Annotated in this window: 17 protein-coding genes; 10 read left to right on the forward strand and 7 right to left on the reverse strand. The window is 36.0% G+C overall.

Features of this window, described 5'->3' with window-relative positions:
• Nucleotides 1–27 precede the first annotated feature (27 nt).
• The 3 genes from AC3ITD_RS10580 to mce form a co-directional block, all read right to left on the reverse strand.
• The gene (locus AC3ITD_RS10580; RefSeq protein ID WP_489366309.1) at nucleotides 28–1,782 is read right to left on the reverse strand and encodes a tetratricopeptide repeat-containing sensor histidine kinase; all 1,755 of its coding nucleotides are present in this window, start codon (nucleotides 1,780–1,782) and stop codon (nucleotides 28–30) included.
• Between the two features lie 53 nt (nucleotides 1,783–1,835).
• Nucleotides 1,836–2,111 carry a P1/P2 acidic ribosomal protein gene (locus AC3ITD_RS10585; protein WP_265800277.1) on the reverse strand — a complete coding sequence of 92 codons (276 nt, stop codon included), beginning with the start codon at nucleotides 2,109–2,111 and terminating at the stop codon, nucleotides 1,836–1,838.
• A gap of 243 nt (nucleotides 2,112–2,354) precedes the next feature.
• Nucleotides 2,355–2,762, reverse strand: coding sequence for a methylmalonyl-CoA epimerase (gene mce / locus AC3ITD_RS10590; protein WP_265800275.1), 408 nt, complete (start codon nucleotides 2,760–2,762; stop codon nucleotides 2,355–2,357).
• 119 nt (nucleotides 2,763–2,881) lie between these two features.
• Here mce and AC3ITD_RS10595 point away from each other — a divergent pair, with 119 nt between their 5' ends.
• From AC3ITD_RS10595 to AC3ITD_RS10625, 7 genes are all read left to right on the forward strand, one after another.
• Nucleotides 2,882–4,093, forward strand: coding sequence for an IscS subfamily cysteine desulfurase (locus AC3ITD_RS10595; protein ID WP_056850300.1), 1,212 nt, complete (start codon nucleotides 2,882–2,884; stop codon nucleotides 4,091–4,093).
• Nucleotides 4,094–4,247: 154 nt separating this feature from the next.
• The gene (gene iscU / locus AC3ITD_RS10600; protein WP_025142622.1) at nucleotides 4,248–4,661 is read left to right on the forward strand and encodes a Fe-S cluster assembly scaffold IscU; all 414 of its coding nucleotides are present in this window, start codon (nucleotides 4,248–4,250) and stop codon (nucleotides 4,659–4,661) included.
• Nucleotides 4,662–4,784: 123 nt separating this feature from the next.
• Nucleotides 4,785–5,111, forward strand: a complete 327-nt coding sequence (locus tag AC3ITD_RS10605; protein WP_025142623.1) for a HesB/IscA family protein — start codon at nucleotides 4,785–4,787, stop codon at nucleotides 5,109–5,111.
• Between the two features lie 436 nt (nucleotides 5,112–5,547).
• Entirely contained in the window at nucleotides 5,548–7,464 is a 1,917-nt protein-coding gene (locus AC3ITD_RS10610) for an AMP-dependent synthetase/ligase (RefSeq protein ID WP_265800267.1), read from the forward strand.
• Nucleotides 7,465–7,622: 158 nt separating this feature from the next.
• Nucleotides 7,623–8,081 (forward strand): MaoC family dehydratase, encoded by a 459-nt coding sequence (locus tag AC3ITD_RS10615; protein WP_489366661.1) that lies wholly within the window; start codon nucleotides 7,623–7,625, stop codon nucleotides 8,079–8,081.
• 112 nt (nucleotides 8,082–8,193) lie between these two features.
• A complete protein-coding gene (gene lysS / locus AC3ITD_RS10620; RefSeq protein ID WP_489366314.1) occupies nucleotides 8,194–9,903 on the forward strand; it encodes a lysine--tRNA ligase in 1,710 nt (569 codons plus the stop codon).
• Nucleotides 9,904–10,003: 100 nt separating this feature from the next.
• A complete protein-coding gene (locus AC3ITD_RS10625; RefSeq protein ID WP_489366315.1) occupies nucleotides 10,004–10,216 on the forward strand; it encodes a hypothetical protein in 213 nt (70 codons plus the stop codon).
• 52 nt (nucleotides 10,217–10,268) lie between these two features.
• Here the strand turns inward: AC3ITD_RS10625 and AC3ITD_RS10630 are convergent, their stop codons facing one another.
• The 3 genes from AC3ITD_RS10630 to AC3ITD_RS10640 form a co-directional block, all read right to left on the reverse strand.
• Nucleotides 10,269–10,823: a pyridoxamine 5'-phosphate oxidase family protein gene (locus tag AC3ITD_RS10630; RefSeq protein WP_056850306.1), complete on the reverse strand. Its 555-nt coding sequence runs from the start codon at nucleotides 10,821–10,823 to the stop codon at nucleotides 10,269–10,271.
• A gap of 234 nt (nucleotides 10,824–11,057) precedes the next feature.
• Entirely contained in the window at nucleotides 11,058–12,305 is a 1,248-nt protein-coding gene (locus AC3ITD_RS10635; protein ID WP_489366317.1) for a cation:proton antiporter, read from the reverse strand.
• Between the two features lie 150 nt (nucleotides 12,306–12,455).
• The gene (locus AC3ITD_RS10640; RefSeq protein WP_489366663.1) at nucleotides 12,456–12,995 is read right to left on the reverse strand and encodes a YgaP family membrane protein; all 540 of its coding nucleotides are present in this window, start codon (nucleotides 12,993–12,995) and stop codon (nucleotides 12,456–12,458) included.
• Between the two features lie 115 nt (nucleotides 12,996–13,110).
• Between AC3ITD_RS10640 and AC3ITD_RS10645 the strand changes: the two genes are divergently transcribed.
• The 3 genes from AC3ITD_RS10645 (at nucleotide 13,111) to AC3ITD_RS10655 (ending at nucleotide 14,797) form a co-directional block, all read left to right on the forward strand.
• Entirely contained in the window at nucleotides 13,111–13,629 is a 519-nt protein-coding gene (locus AC3ITD_RS10645) for a thioredoxin family protein (protein ID WP_489366319.1), read from the forward strand.
• Between the two features lie 74 nt (nucleotides 13,630–13,703).
• The gene (gene ung / locus AC3ITD_RS10650; RefSeq protein ID WP_489366321.1) at nucleotides 13,704–14,384 is read left to right on the forward strand and encodes a uracil-DNA glycosylase; all 681 of its coding nucleotides are present in this window, start codon (nucleotides 13,704–13,706) and stop codon (nucleotides 14,382–14,384) included.
• On the forward strand, nucleotides 14,384–14,797 hold the full coding sequence (locus tag AC3ITD_RS10655) for an alpha/beta fold hydrolase (RefSeq protein ID WP_489366323.1): 414 nt from the start codon (nucleotides 14,384–14,386) through the stop codon (nucleotides 14,795–14,797). The genes ung and AC3ITD_RS10655 overlap by 1 nt, the downstream gene beginning before the upstream one ends.
• 310 nt (nucleotides 14,798–15,107) lie before the next feature.
• Here AC3ITD_RS10655 and AC3ITD_RS10660 read toward each other — a convergent pair whose 3' ends face one another.
• Nucleotides 15,108–15,578: an Lrp/AsnC family transcriptional regulator gene (locus tag AC3ITD_RS10660; RefSeq protein ID WP_056850310.1), complete on the reverse strand. Its 471-nt coding sequence runs from the start codon at nucleotides 15,576–15,578 to the stop codon at nucleotides 15,108–15,110.
• Nucleotides 15,579–15,679: the final 101 nt, after the last annotated feature.

Consider the following 15,679-nt stretch of genomic DNA (forward strand, 5'->3'; position numbering starts at 1 on the left):
AGTTTTATATTTTAAACATATCCCCCATTAGGTGATTTTGCAACTTAAATTAATCTTTGTACCCAACCCAATATTACAAGCGATATTTAGAACAGCATTAATTTCTTTTGCTCTATTCCTCATATTTGTTAGTCCATTCCCTTTCCGTGCTTCATCAGGCAAAAAACCATTCCCATCATCTTTTAATTGAATATTAATCATTTTATTTTGATGATAAACTTCCACTATAATATGCTTACAGTCGCTATATTTCACGGCATTGTTGATACCTTCTTTACATATTAAATAGACATTCTTTCTCTGTTCCATTGATAACTTTAAAACGCCAAGTGATTCTGGAATATTAAAATTTAGCTCAATTTCTTTTACCGCCACCAATTGAGCGGCGAAATCTTTTAGTCTTTCTAAAAGCGAAAGAAGGTTATCCTCATGTGGATTAACAGCCCAAACAATATCGTTAAGTTTTGAGACCATTTCGCCTGCATTGTCTTTAATAATATCGAGAGAATTGTTAACGGCGACATGCTCCTCGTTTTTGATCTGTTCTTTTGTAATGTAGCTGTACATGGCTATTCCGCTTAAGGTAGCACCCACTTCATCGTGTAAATCTTGACTGATTTTGCTTCTCAGATTTGCCAAGCGCAAACGCTGCAGTGCATAATACCGATAAGCAATGAAGGCAATAATGATAGAAAGTAAGGTTAACAACAATACATAAACTCTGGTATTGGCCAAACTCTGCTTATTTTCCGCTTTAGCCAGTTCTAAATTGAAAATGAGTTTTTCATTTTTTAACCCTGTTAATAAAAGGGTTTGTATTTGTGTGTTATTTCGGGCGTAAGTAGCCGTTTGTATTTGATTTTTAAGTTCGAGGGTATTAATTAAATCTGCCTGACTATTGTATTTCCTGTAAACTTCAATTGCGGTTTCTAAAAAAATAAGCGCATAAAAATCATTTAATTGAGGATATCTTTTAAGCAAAGAGAATCCTTTTTTCAAATGATTAAAGGCTATTATTTTTTCATTCGTTCTCGCTGCACAACTCGCTAAACCACTGTAACTATTCAACTCGACATCGAAATCTTGCCCATTCATTGCTGCAATACGTGTTAAATCAAAATATTTACTTGCACTATCATTAGAATTCTTTTGGATGAAAGCGCTACCTAAATTTAAATAGGCTGTGGCAATACCTCGTTTAGCAATTATTTCTTTTGCCTCTTTGAGTGATTCTCGACTGTAATAAACTGCACTATCCAGCTTTTTAAGCTTTTCAAATGCCTCGGCCAAATTGCCATAAATATGATGAGGTTTGGATAGATCTATATACTTTGATGGATATGGAGGTTGATGAGCAAAATTTAGTGCCCGTTTAAAATATTTAACTGCATTGTTTAGCTTATTGTTATTCATATAAAACAAGCCGATAAAGTTGCAAGCATCGGCCATAAGGATGCTGTCTTTTAATATCGATGCGATGTTTTCACCCTTAAAAGCCTCTTGCAAGCCTAGTTCATGCAGGTTATTGTAATAGTATACTTCAGCTTGTCGGGAAGTTAGGAAATAAGAGAAAAGAGATGGTTTACGATAGCTGACTTTTAAATAAATTTTATTTAGCCATAGCTGTGCAGAGTCATAATGATCAGAATTCATGTAATTATCAGCATTGTTAAATGCTTTTAAAACGAAATCCTGATCGTTCTTCTCAAGTTCGGAATTCGAATTTCTTTGAGCCAAAACTAAAACAGGAAACAGTAAGATGGTCAGGAAACGGCAACTCATTATTTAAAGGTATCAAAATACAAATAATTAGACTATAATAAATTTGTCGGCAGCTACTTACTATATTTTTTCCAGGTTTCAATTTTTGCAATTTGTCTGGCGAGATAGGCATCTGCAATTACTTCTGCTGAACTTTTTCCCTCCACATTTTCCAACAACTCTTTCAATTTGTACTGATCAACATCTGCTTTATATAAAATTTGAACGAGTTTAGGAAAGTCATTATCCACTAGGTAAGCAAATGCATCAACCAATGTTTCCCGAAGTTGGCGTTCAGAAAGTTCATCAGGAAGATCAAAATCTTTATTTATAATTTTAATTAGCGACATGAAACTAGATTTTGGGATTGAAAGATTTTAGGCTTAGTTTGGTTATTTGTTAGGTTAGAATTACTGCATGACGTTAAATTAAACCTGATAAAAGCGGTAGCTCCCGATTCTTCATCGAGATTATAGCGGTTAGCAGGCCTGCCGTAAGCGATAAAATCAGAACCGTTCATTTTCAAATAAAACAAATTAGTCGCATTCGTCAACCTTGTCAATTCCTATTCTCAATAACCATCACCTATCTTTCTAAACCCATTTAATTTCCTGGCAAAGCTCTATTAAAACTCCATTCGTATCTTTTGGATGTACGAAACATACCATTTTATTATCGGCGCCTTTTTTTGGAACGTCGTTAAGCAGTGTAAAACCATTGGCTTTTAGTCGCTCCATCTCCTCGATAATGTCATCAACCGCAAAGGCAATATGGTGAATCCCCTCTCCTTTTTTCTGCAAAAATTTCGCGATTATACTATCGTCGGAAGTCGCTTCTAAAAGTTCAACTTTATTTTCGCCTGCTTTTAGAAATGCAGTGTTAACGTGTTCTAATGCAACAATTTCCGTTTTATAACAGGAGGTATTTAATAAGAGTTCATAAAGTGGAACTGATTTATTGAGGTTGTTTACGGCAATACCGATATGTTCTATCTTGTTCATCGTTTAAAAAGGTTGGTTGAATGTAAAAATGAGTGTTTTATCTATAAGGTCATAGCTATTAATTATAATTGTTCAAAAAGTTTTTTTGTATCTTTGTGATCATAATTAACAGAATAGAGATGAAACAGCCGATATATTTAGATAATAACGCAACAACACCTTTAGACCCTAGAGTGTTGGAAGCGATGCTACCTTACTTTACTGAAAAATTTGGAAATGCCGCAAGCCGTAATCACGCTTTTGGATGGGTGGCTGAAGAGGGAGTAGATTATGCTCGTGAGCAGGTAGCCAAATTAATCGGCTGTACTGAAAAAGAAGTAATTTTTACATCGGGCGCAACCGAAGCTGATAACTTGGCTATTAAAGGTGTGTTCGAAATGTATAAAGATAAAGGTAACCACATTATTACTGCGGTTACAGAGCACAAAGCCGTTTTAGATACTTGTAAACACCTGGAGAAAAACGGCGCTAGAGTGACATACTTAGGCGTTAAAGAAGATGGTTTAATTGACTTGGCTGAGTTAGAAGCTGCAATGACTCCGGAAACGATCTTAGTATCGATTATGTATGGTAACAACGAAATTGGCGTAATCCAACCGGTTAAAGAAATTTCGGCAATTGCACACAAACATGGTGCTTTATTTATGACGGATGCTACGCAAGCAGTTGGTAAGATTCCAGTTGATGTTAATGCAGACGGAATCGACTTAATGGCGTTTTCAGCACATAAAATGTACGGGCCGAAAGGCGTTGGTGCACTTTACGTTCGCAGAAAAAACCCAAGAGTTAAAGTTACTTCACAAATGGATGGCGGAGGCCACGAGCGTGGCATGCGTTCTGGTACACTTAACGTTCCTGGTATTGTTGGTTTGGGTAAAGCATGCGAACTTTGTCGTTTAGAGATGGAAAGCGAAGCAATTCGTTTATCTGGTTTACGTGATAAATTAGAATCGACGTTAAACCAAATGGAAGAAAGTTATGTTAATGGTAATACACAACACCGTTTACCACATGTAGCAAACATCTCTTTTAAATACGTTGAGGGTGAAGGTTTAATGATGGCCATGAGCGATTTAGCGGTATCTTCGGGTTCAGCTTGTACTTCAGCATCTTTAGAGCCATCTTATGTATTAAAGAGCTTAGGTTTATCTGATGATTTAGCACACTCTTCTATCCGTTATGGCTTAGGAAGATTTACTACCGAAGAAGAAATTGACCAGGCAATTGCGGTTACTCAAAAAGCAGTTAATCACTTAAGAGAACTTTCTCCGCTTTGGGAAATGTTTAAAGAAGGAATTGACTTGAGTAAAATTGAGTGGGCAGAACATTAATTTGCGAAGCAAATTATGAGTTAAAAGTTGTAAGTCACAAGTTTTAAGTCCGGGAGCATAAGCAACTTGTTTGACACCTGACCTTTAACTCGCAACTAGAAACGTATAACAAAAATTAAAACCATCCCGCAAGGGATTTAAAGAAATATAAATCATGGCATATTCAGAAAAAGTAATTGACCATTACAATAACCCACGCAACGTAGGTACATTAAATAAAGACAGCAAATTTGTAGGAACTGGTTTGGTGGGCGCACCTGAGTGTGGTGACGTGATGCGTTTACAAATTGAGGTTGGAGAAGATAATGTCATCACCGATGCTAAATTTAAAACATTCGGTTGTGGTTCGGCTATCGCATCTTCGTCTTTAGCTACAGAATGGTTAAAAGGAAAAACAATTGATGAAGCTTTATCTATCGATAACATGGATATTGTTGAAGAATTGGCTTTACCTCCAGTAAAAATTCACTGCTCGGTGTTGGCAGAAGATGCAATTAAATCTGCCATTAACGATTACCGCGTTAAAAATGGTTTAGAGGCAATTGTATTGGAAAAGTCACACCACTAGAAAAGTATATAGTAGAAAGTATTGGGTACTTAGATTGGTACGCTATTTGTCTTTCTACAATGTTATTAAAAGTAGGATGATTACGAATTTGATCTAGCTACTTTATACTAAATACGAAAAGAAATGATTACTATAACAGATAAAGCAAAAGAAAAAATCACGCATTTAATGCAGGATTCAGAAATGGGTTCTGATTATTTCTTACGTGTTTCCGTAAAAGGTGGCGGTTGTTCTGGCTTATCGTATAACCTGGATTTTGATAACGAAGAACAAAAAGGCGATCAGTTTTTTGAAGACAGAGGAATTAAAATCGCATTAGATATGAAATCTTTCCTTTACCTGGCGGGTACGGAGTTAGATTTTACTGATGGATTGAATGGAAAAGGTTTCAACTTTATCAATCCAAATGCCAGTCGCAGTTGTGGATGTGGCGAGAGTTTCTCCGTTTAGAATTTCTAACAAATAATATTTAAAGGTCTCGATTTTTCGAGGCCTTTTTGCGTTTAAAGCACTTATTATTGCTGATGAAACAATCTGATTTCAAAGAATAAAGGAGATTAATTTTTTCCTCGCTGTGGCGATTATACTATAATCCGCGTAAATCTTGTTAATCTGCGGGATATAAATTTTATCAACATGATATAAATCAAATTCTCAGGAACACCAATATCTTCTCTCGCTGATTAACGCAGATCTCGCAGACTAAAAATGATTTCTGAGCTTAGATTTTAAAAAGATAACGGATTTTTTAATCCAAAACTTCGTAGATTTCTCTAATCTACGGGAAAACATATTCCAATCAAAACGGGCGAGCGTATATCGATTTGCTTTTTTAAACCAAAAAGCATTATTATTGTTAATTATATTGACTACCAAATAACGAGCGATGCCATTAATTAACGAATTTTCAACCATCCCTACCCTTTTAAGAAATGTTGTAAAAAACATTCACAAACCCGAAGAAACTTTTTTAATACATAAACAAGGTGCTGAATGGGTGGAGATATCATTTGAAGATACTTTAAAAAGAGCTGATGCAGTTTCTGCTTTCTTTTTGGAAAAAGGAATAAAGAAAGGCGATCGGTTAGGATTAATGATCGAAAACTCACCCGAATATGTCTATTATGATCAAGGCATTCAGCAAATTGGCGTAATAAATGTTTCTATTTACCCAACGCTATCAGAACAAGAAGTAGGCTACATCATTAATGATTCTGGCATTAAAGGAATATTAGTTGGTAACAATTTTCTCTATAGAAAGGTACTAAAAGTTGCGTCAAACTGTAAAGATCTAAAATATATTATTCCCGCGTTTAAAGATTTCGAGAAAGTAAAAGTGCCATCAGATGTTGATGTAGAAATTATATCCTTTTCCGACATCTTGGCCTTGAAGCACCAAACTACAGCAGCAGAAAAAGCAGAAATAGATCAATGCAGAAGTTTAGTGCTACCAGAAGATGTGTCGTCTTTGATTTATACCTCGGGTACTACAGGAACGCCAAAAGGGGTAATGCTTACGCACCATAATTTTGTTAAAAATGTGGAGGTCTGTCTGCAACAAATCCCGGTAATCGATCAAACCGAAACTTTCCTTTCATTTTTACCTCTGTCGCATGTGTTTGAGCGCACAGCCACCTATCATGTCTGTTGCACTCAAGGCTGTAAAATTGCTTTCGCTCAAAGCTTGGAACTACTGGCGAAAAATATGGGCGAAGTTAGGCCGACGGTAATGAGTTGCGTACCTAGATTATTGGAACGGATACATGATAAAGCAATTAAATCTGGTAAAGCTGGCGGAGGTACTAAGGCTAAAATATTTACTTGGGCGCTAGAAAACGGCAAAAAATATCGTGTAAAAAAAGAGGCAGGTGAAAATCCTGGATTTATTCTTTCGACTAAAAAGGCAGTTGCCGAGAAATTAGTTTTCAGTAAAATTAAGGAGAAAACCGGAGGCCGTTTAAAGTTTATGATATCTGGCGGGGCTGCCCTACCGAAAAATGTGGGTGAGTTTTTCGGCGATTTAGGGATTAAAGTATTGGAAGGTTTTGGCTTAACCGAAACTTCGCCGGTAATGTCTGTAACCGAATACCATCGCCAGGTTTATGGCACCGTGGGTCGCATAATTCCAGGTATTGAAGTGGGCGTTCAGGATGTAGAAAGCAAGGAAATCATTAACATCCAAACGCATGACACATTTAACGAAGATTTTCAGTGCGCTGAAGGCGAGATAATTGTTCGGGGCCACTGTGTAATGAAAGGATATTTCAATAAACCAGCAGAAACAGCTGAAGCAATCGATCGGGACATGTGGTTCCACACTGGTGATATTGGTCGATTTTATAAAGGTAACCTACAAATAACAGATCGCCTCAAAAACATGATCGTCAATGCGTATGGCAAAAACGTTTACCCAACTCCTGTAGAAAATATCTATCTAAAAAGCCCGAAGATCGATCAGTTATTTTTAATAGGAGATAAACGAGAATTCATTACCGCTATCATAATTCCAAATAGGGAAACATTAGAAGAAACGTTTAAACTAAAATCATCTTATTTCGAGATTGCCGATCCATTTATACGCGAACAGGAAATAATTGACTGGATGGAGCAAGACATCAAGAAAATCTCAAACGAACTTGCCAAATTCGAACGCATCAAGAATTTCAAAATCAAACGCAATCCATTTAGTATTGATGAAGGTGAGATTACACCTACAATGAAGGTTAAACGTAGAATTGTAGAAAAGAAATATAGTGATACAATCGATTCAATGTATGAAGAAGGGATCGAGGCAGAATCATAAAGAGTAACTTGCTATTAATTACGTTCATCATTTACCCTAGCTATTATCGATTAATGGCTTTAAATTGATAATTTCTTTTATCCTATAAAAATTACCTACCTTTCAACTGTCAGAGTAATGTAATTCACATCACTCTTTTAAACGCGACGGAAGTGAATATGGTTATAATTAATAGTTTCGAAGAGTACGAATCATTTTTGGGAAAAGAAATTGGCAGCTCTCAATGGCACAAAATAGATCAGCAACAAATCACAAAATTTGCCGAGGCAACTTTGGATTTTCAATGGATCCACTGTGATGAACAGAAAGCTAAAGATGAAGGACCATTCGGTTCTACTATTGCTCATGGCTATTTGACCCTATCTCTTATCCCCTATTTATGGAAACAAATCGCTGACATTCAGAATGTAAAAATGGAGGTAAACTATGGAATTGAAAAGTTTAAGTTTAACAAACCTGTTTTAGTAAATGATGAAGTTCAATTAAGGGCGAAACTGAAAGCAATATCTGATTTAAGAGGCATTACAAAAGTGGTAATCGAAGCCAATCTTGATATTAAAGGCCAAACCAAAACAGCCTATACCGGCAACGTAATATTCCTTTACCATTTCAATTAAAAGCAACTCCAACAGGAAAAATAAAAAGGTATAAATCTTTTCTGCGTGAGGAGAGGCAAATACTATTATTAAACATCTTGCAAAATTCTTACTTTTGCAAAAAATACCCGAAATGAGTATAGGATTATCAGAACAAGAAATATTACGACGTGAGTCGCTAAAACAATTACGAGCGTTAGGCATCGAGCCCTATCCTGCAGAATCTTATGATGTAAATGTAAGTGCTGCTGATATATTGAAGAACTACGAAAAGGATAAAACTGCTTATAAGACGGTTAGCTTGGCTGGTCGTATTATGGGGCGTAACATCATGGGCGCAGCTTCTTTCGCCGAAATTCAAGATTCTACTGCCCGTATTCAGGTTTATTTGAAAAGAGATGAGCTTTGCCCAGGCGAAGACAAAACATTATACAATACCGTATTCAAAAAACTTTTGGATATTGGCGATTTCATTGGGATTAAAGGCTATGTTTTCACTACTCAAACTGGTGAAATTTCTATCCACGTTACCGAATTTAAAGTATTAGCGAAATCACTTCGCCCCCTTCCAATTGTTAAACGGGATGATGAGGGCAACGTTTACGATGGATTTACTAATCCGGAATTGCGTTATAGAATGCGCTACGTTGATTTAACCGTAAATCCAGATTACAAACAAATTTTCATCAAACGGAGTAAGGTAATTAACTCCATGCGCAACTATTTTGATGAACAAGGTTGGATGGAAGTAGAAACGCCTATTCTTCAACCAATTCACGGCGGTGCAGCCGCTCGTCCTTTTGCTACGCATCATAATACTTTAGATATGCCGCTTTATTTGCGTATTGCAAATGAGTTGTACCTAAAAAGATTGATTGTTGCTGGTTTCGATGGCGTTTATGAATTCGGTAAAATGTTCCGTAATGAAGGAATGGATCGTACCCATAACCCTGAATTTACTTCAATGGAAATATATGTAGCCTATAAAGATTATATCTGGATGATGGCCATGGTTGAAGAATGTTTAGAGAAAGTAGCGATTGTAACCAACGGCTCAGCTGTGGTTAAAGTGGGCGATAACGATATCAATTTCGAAGGACCGTATGAGAAATTAACCATGTACGAGTCAATTCAAAAATATACAGGAATTGACGTTTCTGCAATGGATGAAGAAGCGTTGCTTCAAACCTGTGCAACTTTGGGTATTCAAACCGATTCTACCATGGGTCGTGGTAAATTGGTAGACGAGATTTTCAGTGAAAAAGTAGAAGCGAACCTCATTCAGCCTACTTTCATTACCGATTATCCTATCGAAATGACGCCGTTAGCTAAAAAACACCGGTCTGCTCCTGGTTTAGTAGAACGTTTTGAGATTTTTGTAAATGGTAAAGAAATCGGAAATGCTTATTCAGAGTTAAATGATCCTATCGATCAGAAAGAACGTTTTGAAGATCAATTGACACTTGCAGATCGTGGTGATGATGAGGCAATGGCCATGGATGAAGATTTTGTTCGTGCTTTGGAATATGGTATGCCGCCAACATCAGGGTTAGGTTTCGGTATCGACAGAATTGTAATGTTAATGACCAACCAAAGCACCATTCAGGAAGTATTATTTTTCCCACAAATGCGCCCTGAGCAAAAGAAGATTGAATTATCTCCGGAAGAAACTGAATTATTTGTTTTGGTAAAAGAAGACGAACAACTTTTATTAACCGTTGTTAAGGCTAAACTTACAGATTGGAGCAACAAAAAGTGGGATACCACCCTTAAAGGTCTTACCGGTAAAGGGGTTTTAAAAGTTACCAAAACCGACGAAGGTTTGTTTTTGTCGCATAAATAAAAACCTTAACATAAACATAACAAAAATTTAAAAGGCTTGCTAACAATTGTTTAGCAAGCCTTTTCTATATTTACAGCAATCAATAGAAAAAGATTGCCTTATGAATACTTCAAGCTTAGAAATTAACGAAAGAGAATACTGCATCAAACTGAGTAAAGATGCATTTGATTTAACCCTTGTCCGCCAATTAATTAAAAGAATACAAGCCGAAGCATTATTCTTCTCTAAAGTTCAAAATGAAGATGATGATATTTTGAGCAAAAGATCTCAAAGAGAAGAGTTAGAAGGATATGATAATTTAGACGATAAATAGGTTAAAAATCAAAAGTTGTAAATACAAAATTTAACTTTTAACCATTCACTAACTAATCTATATCCAACGTACCTTCCACCGAATCATCCATTGTTTTGCCTGTAATAACCGAGGCTGCCATCTTTAAAAATGCCACGGCCGTTCCATTTTTAGTGTCCCAATAATAACCCTCTGATGGGATCACTTTTATCAACGTGATATTTGGATCCTCTTTCCCACCTTGAAACCAGGTTTTAATAAATGGACTCCACAGCTCATCAATCTTAGCCTGGTCTCTGCTAATTTCAGAAATGCCATAAATGTTCACAAAGCCCGAATGTGCACCCGCCTGGAATAGTAAGTGTGTAAATGGATCAGTAGCTATTTCGTCGTTCTTATGACTGTCTTTCATACTCATAAACCAAATATTTCCTTCATCATCAACCTGCTGAATAGCCATTGGCCTTACCGATAAAGGAACTCCGGTTTTAATATTGGTACAAAAAAAGCAGCTTTCTGCCTTTTCAGCAAGGCTGCGTAATTTTTCAACCGCTTCTTTGCCACCTAAATCTTTAATATTATCTTCTTCCTGAGTATTGTTAGTACTTCCTTCTTGTGATGTTGCCATAGTATAGAATTTTCTATTTACTACAATAAGAATGCGAGTTTAGTTTTAAATTTTGAAAAGCAATGTAATTGCTACTATCCAGGTTCGCCCTGCTATCACTAATATCTTTTTGCGAGCGGCTATCGTTTATTTAAACTTTGTGCAACAAAAAGTACAACCGTTCTAACAGGTTTAGCAAACATAAACCTGAATTTAGATATTCAAAATTGTGAAAGCATGGCTTTCAAACGTAGGCTAAACTTCTTCGACAGAAAGAACTTTCTTAGCCAGTTTACCCACTGTTAATCCCTGTACAATAATAGAAAATACCACAACAAAGTAAGTTATTCCTACCAATAGTGGTTTGTACGGACCTTCATCCATTGATAACACTAGTGCAATCGAAACACCGCCACGCAGCCCGCCCCATACTAAAACTTTTATGGTTCCGCTACTAAACTTGTTTTTAAATGGAATAACCTTAACAGGAATATAAATGGATAGAAAACGTGAAAACAAGACGATGAGAATACCGCATAATCCGATCAACCAGTAATCTGTAATATTTCTAATGATTAACAATTCGAAGCCAATAAATAAAAATAAAATGGCGTTCAAGATTTCATCGATAAGCTCCCAAAATTTGTTAAGGTAATCTTTGGTAACTGCAGACATTGCAGTCCGTTTTCCATAATTACCTATTACAATACCTGCAGCAACCATAGTTAAAGGACCAGAAATATGAATGGAGTGTGCAAGTAAATAACCGCCCATCACCACTGACAAGGTAATCAAAACTGAAACTTTGTAATCATCAATCTTTCTCATGGCATTAGAAGCACCAATGCCCAACAACGTCCCCAATAGAAATCCACCAAAGGCTTCTTTTATTAGTAACCAGGAAATATTGGTGAAACTGATGGCGATATCACTTCCCTGTGCTAGCTGAAGAATAACCGCAAAAATTACTACTGCAACACCATCATTAAATAGTGATTCGCCTGCAACTTTTGTTTCCAGAGATTTTTGCACATTGGCATCCTTCAAAACACCCATCACTGCGATGGGATCGGTTGGTGAAATCAAGGCTCCAAATAATAAACTGTAAATAAACGACACCTGAAATCCTAATAGTGGGGAAATATAAAACACTAGTGCACCAACTGCCAAAGTAGATATCACTACACTAACGGTAGAAAATATGATTACGGGAGCACGTTGCTCTCTCAAATCGACCAAATTGATGTGAATTGCTCCAGCAAATAATAGAAAATTCAACATCGCTCCCATCAACACTTCTGTAAAATCTACATCTTGTAAAAGAGTAGAGAAATGATCGAAGGTTTTTGGAAACAAACTCCCAGTAAAAACCAAAACTATTGAACTTAACATCGCAATAATCATTATACCAATGGTTGATGGTAGTTTGAGGTAGCGAAGATTGAGGTAGGAAAAGAAGGAGGCTAGTACGATGAGAACGGAGAAAGAGTAATATAATTCCATAAATATTCTTGAAGGATACGTAAATCCCCAAAATATTAAATAATTTCGACTAGTCTAAATTATTTTTTAGATTATGACTTTAATTGGTCTATTTTTAAGCACAAAAAAAGCCGATTCGCATCGGCTTTAATTTATTTCAATATCGGGAATTTATCTATAACGAACTTGCTGTTGTTTGTCCATCATCCCCATCTGATCTTTCATTTGTTTTATCTGATCAGCTAATAATTTATTTTTATCGGCTTTCTTAGCCTCTGCTAAATACATCGTTGCTTCACGTTTATTGCGCTTAGCCATTGCAATTCCAGCTAAACTTAACTTTGCCAAGGCAACATTATGTTCCATCTGCATGCCTAGGTTCAAGGCCGTTTTAAAATATTTTTCTGATTTTAATGGAGCAGTTCTACTTTCAATTAAACCAACAAGTAAATTATAATAACCATGTTGCACCCTAATCAACTGCTTTTCATAATTTGTAATTCTATCTAAGTAAGCCTTTGCCTTTGGCATATTGTCTTTTCTTAGAAACCACTGTGCTAAAAGCATGTTTTCGTTAAAAAAGAAGGTTACCAATATAATTAGCCCTAATAAAATAGCCACAATTCCCCATGGCCAAAAACCGAAAATAAATAAAGCTACTGCGCCACCCAGTAAAACAACCCCCGCAATTAATCTGATAATATTTGGCATAAAATTTATTCTAATTATTTTTTTTTGCAAATATCGTTTTTAAATGGCATAATTTAGATTTTAAAACAATAATTTCATTAAAAATTTCACAGTGTAAACAATTCATCAAATTAATATGAAAATTCTCTTATCCATAACCCTAATTGTACTTGCCATGAACGTCTCAGCTCAAGAAATCAACAAAAAAATTCACGACCAAGCTAGAAATAAAGATGTATTAATAAATGTGTGTACAAGGGAAGGTATCACCACATTCCCAGAATTTAAGGAAATGTACGATCCAATTTATGCGGCTTATGTTCCTGATGCAGCTACACTGATTGAATTGAAAAAGCTGGTTAAGAACGAAAAGATCAAAATTGTTTTCGGCACTTGGTGCGGAGATAGCAAAGTGAATGTTCCTAATTTTTTCAAAGTTTTAGATGCGCTTCACTTCAAAGAAAAGAATGTAGAAATAATTGCTGTTGATGGAAACAAGAAAGCAGAAAACGGCATTATTGACGGGTTAGATATCCAAAGAGTACCAACGTTTATCGTTTTTGACAAGAAAGGAAAAGAATTGGGTAGAATAGTGGAACATCCTAAAGCAACACTTGAAGCAGATTTGTTGGAAATCTATAAAAAGAAATCATAAAACTTTTAGGTGCGGGTTTTGGTTTTACCTCCAACAAAGTAACTACTAACTCTTAAAAATATAACAATAAATACATGTCTGCAGCACTCGAACCTGGTTGGTTATCTGTTTTAGAGCAGGAATTTGAAAAAGATTATATGATCAATCTTAAGTCTTTCCTCAAAGCTGAAAAGGACGCGGGTGTTAACATTTATCCTAAAAACGCAGATATTTTTAATGCGCTGAACACCACTCCATTCGATAAGGTAAAGGTGGTGATCTTGGGTCAGGATCCGTATCACGGAGCAGGCCAGGCTCATGGATTATCATTTTCTGTTCAGCGTGGCGTGGCTGTCCCCCCATCGTTAAAAAATATTTACAAGGAATTGGAAAGCGATATCGAAGGGTTCAAAGCTCCTAATCATGGTCATTTAACCCACTGGGCCGAACAGGGTGTTTTGCTATTGAATGCGACGTTAACAGTCAGAGCATCTACACCAGGATCACACCAGAATCGTGGATGGGAAATTTTTACAGATGAAATTATCAAGGCCATTTCTCAGAAACTAGAACATGTAGTTTTCTTACTCTGGGGGAAATATGCGCAACAAAAGGCGACCTTAATTGATCAAAAAAAACATTATGTTCTAACTTCTGCTCACCCCTCTCCTTTTTCTGCACATACTGGCTTTTTGGGTTCCCGGCCGTTCTCAAAAACAAACCAGCTGCTGATTCAGAATAATCTGAAACCAGTCGACTGGAATTTACCCGCTTAATGAATACCTATTTCATTAGCGGATTAGGCGCTGATAAACGTATATTTTCTCGTTTAAAATTACACCGAAGCATTAACATTATCCATGTTGAATGGATCAATCCATTAAGGAAAGAATCGCTGTCTGAATATGCCAAAAGGTTAAGCGAAATAATAGATACCTCGGAAGAATTTGCATTGGTTGGCGTTTCCTTTGGCGGAATGATTGCGGTTGAGATCGCTAAAATTCTAAATCCGGTTTTTACAATTGTAATCTCGAGTACCATTCTAAGTAATACATTACCTCCGCTTTATAAACTTGCAGGTAAGCTGAAGTTGGTTGAAATAATTCCGTCATGGTTGATAAAGTCCTCCAACAGGCTTACCCAGAATTTCTTTTTGGTACGCAATCAAATGCTGAAAAAAAACTACTAACAAAGATTATTAACGATACCGATCGACGATTCCTAAAATGGGCAATTGGAAGTATTTTGAGCTGGAGAAACGATTTAATACCTAAACGATTATTTCACATTCACGGCACGAAAGATAAAATTTTGTATGCAAAAAAATCTAAACCCGATTTTGTAATTGAAAATGGAACCCATTTCATGGTTTATCAAAATGCAGCCGAAATCTCGGAGATCATCAATCAATTAATCATCAACGCATAAGATTGCCCCGTTCAGATAAAAATCGAAAATATCGATGGCGATGGCTAGAAAAACTCCTCCTTAGGTTTGGGTTAATATTCCAAAGGAACAATAGGTTCTTTCTTTGTTGTCGACATAATCATCATGGTTTGAAAAGTTTTAACAACAGAAATTTTGCTGATTTTTTCCATAATCAATCGTTCATAAGATTTGATGTCTTTCACATAAACTTTTAAAAGGAAATCTGCCTGGCCTGTTACGTGGTGACACTCAGTAATTTCTTTAATTTGGTTTACTTCATCAAGAAAAATCTGAATGGTATTGTTTTTATGGAAGTCAAGTTGAATTTGAATAAAAGTCTTAATGCCTAAACCTAATTTTTCTTCGTCTACTAAAGCATGGTAGCTTTTAATAAAACCAGCCATTTCCAATTTACGAACACGCTCCAAAGTTGGTGCGGGCGATAATCCAATTTCTTGTGATAAAAGTAAGTTAGTAATTCTACCGTTTTCTTGTAAGATTCTTAAAATTTTAAAATCGATCTTATCTAATTCTGATGCCATATTAGTTCAAAGGTATTGAGAACACAAACATAACCAAATTATATTCTAAATTTTAACAAAATTTATCTAATATATTTTAAATTATTTTTTTTAGATTTACC

Source organism: Pedobacter sp. KH_004, assembly GCF_057840755.1.

Coding starts and splice junctions, on each gene's coding strand:
- AC3ITD_RS10655 (WP_489366323.1), top strand. CDS start 14,384: ATGAATACCTATTTCATTAGCGGATTAGGCGCTGATAAACGTATATTT.
- AC3ITD_RS10610 (WP_265800267.1), top strand. CDS start 5,548: ATGCCATTAATTAACGAATTTTCAACCATCCCTACCCTTTTAAGAAAT.
- ung (WP_489366321.1), top strand. CDS start 13,704: ATGTCTGCAGCACTCGAACCTGGTTGGTTATCTGTTTTAGAGCAGGAA.
- AC3ITD_RS10580 (WP_489366309.1), bottom strand. CDS start 1,782: ATGAGTTGCCGTTTCCTGACCATCTTACTGTTTCCTGTTTTAGTTTTG.
- AC3ITD_RS10630 (WP_056850306.1), bottom strand. CDS start 10,823: ATGGCAACATCACAAGAAGGAAGTACTAACAATACTCAGGAAGAAGAT.
- AC3ITD_RS10640 (WP_489366663.1), bottom strand. CDS start 12,995: ATGCCAAATATTATCAGATTAATTGCGGGGGTTGTTTTACTGGGTGGC.
- AC3ITD_RS10595 (WP_056850300.1), top strand. CDS start 2,882: ATGAAACAGCCGATATATTTAGATAATAACGCAACAACACCTTTAGAC.
- mce (WP_265800275.1), bottom strand. CDS start 2,762: ATGAACAAGATAGAACATATCGGTATTGCCGTAAACAACCTCAATAAA.
- AC3ITD_RS10660 (WP_056850310.1), bottom strand. CDS start 15,578: ATGGCATCAGAATTAGATAAGATCGATTTTAAAATTTTAAGAATCTTA.
- AC3ITD_RS10645 (WP_489366319.1), top strand. CDS start 13,111: ATGAAAATTCTCTTATCCATAACCCTAATTGTACTTGCCATGAACGTC.
- AC3ITD_RS10625 (WP_489366315.1), top strand. CDS start 10,004: ATGAATACTTCAAGCTTAGAAATTAACGAAAGAGAATACTGCATCAAA.
- AC3ITD_RS10635 (WP_489366317.1), bottom strand. CDS start 12,305: ATGGAATTATATTACTCTTTCTCCGTTCTCATCGTACTAGCCTCCTTC.
- AC3ITD_RS10585 (WP_265800277.1), bottom strand. CDS start 2,111: ATGTCGCTAATTAAAATTATAAATAAAGATTTTGATCTTCCTGATGAA.
- AC3ITD_RS10605 (WP_025142623.1), top strand. CDS start 4,785: ATGATTACTATAACAGATAAAGCAAAAGAAAAAATCACGCATTTAATG.
- AC3ITD_RS10615 (WP_489366661.1), top strand. CDS start 7,623: ATGGTTATAATTAATAGTTTCGAAGAGTACGAATCATTTTTGGGAAAA.
- lysS (WP_489366314.1), top strand. CDS start 8,194: ATGAGTATAGGATTATCAGAACAAGAAATATTACGACGTGAGTCGCTA.
- iscU (WP_025142622.1), top strand. CDS start 4,248: ATGGCATATTCAGAAAAAGTAATTGACCATTACAATAACCCACGCAAC.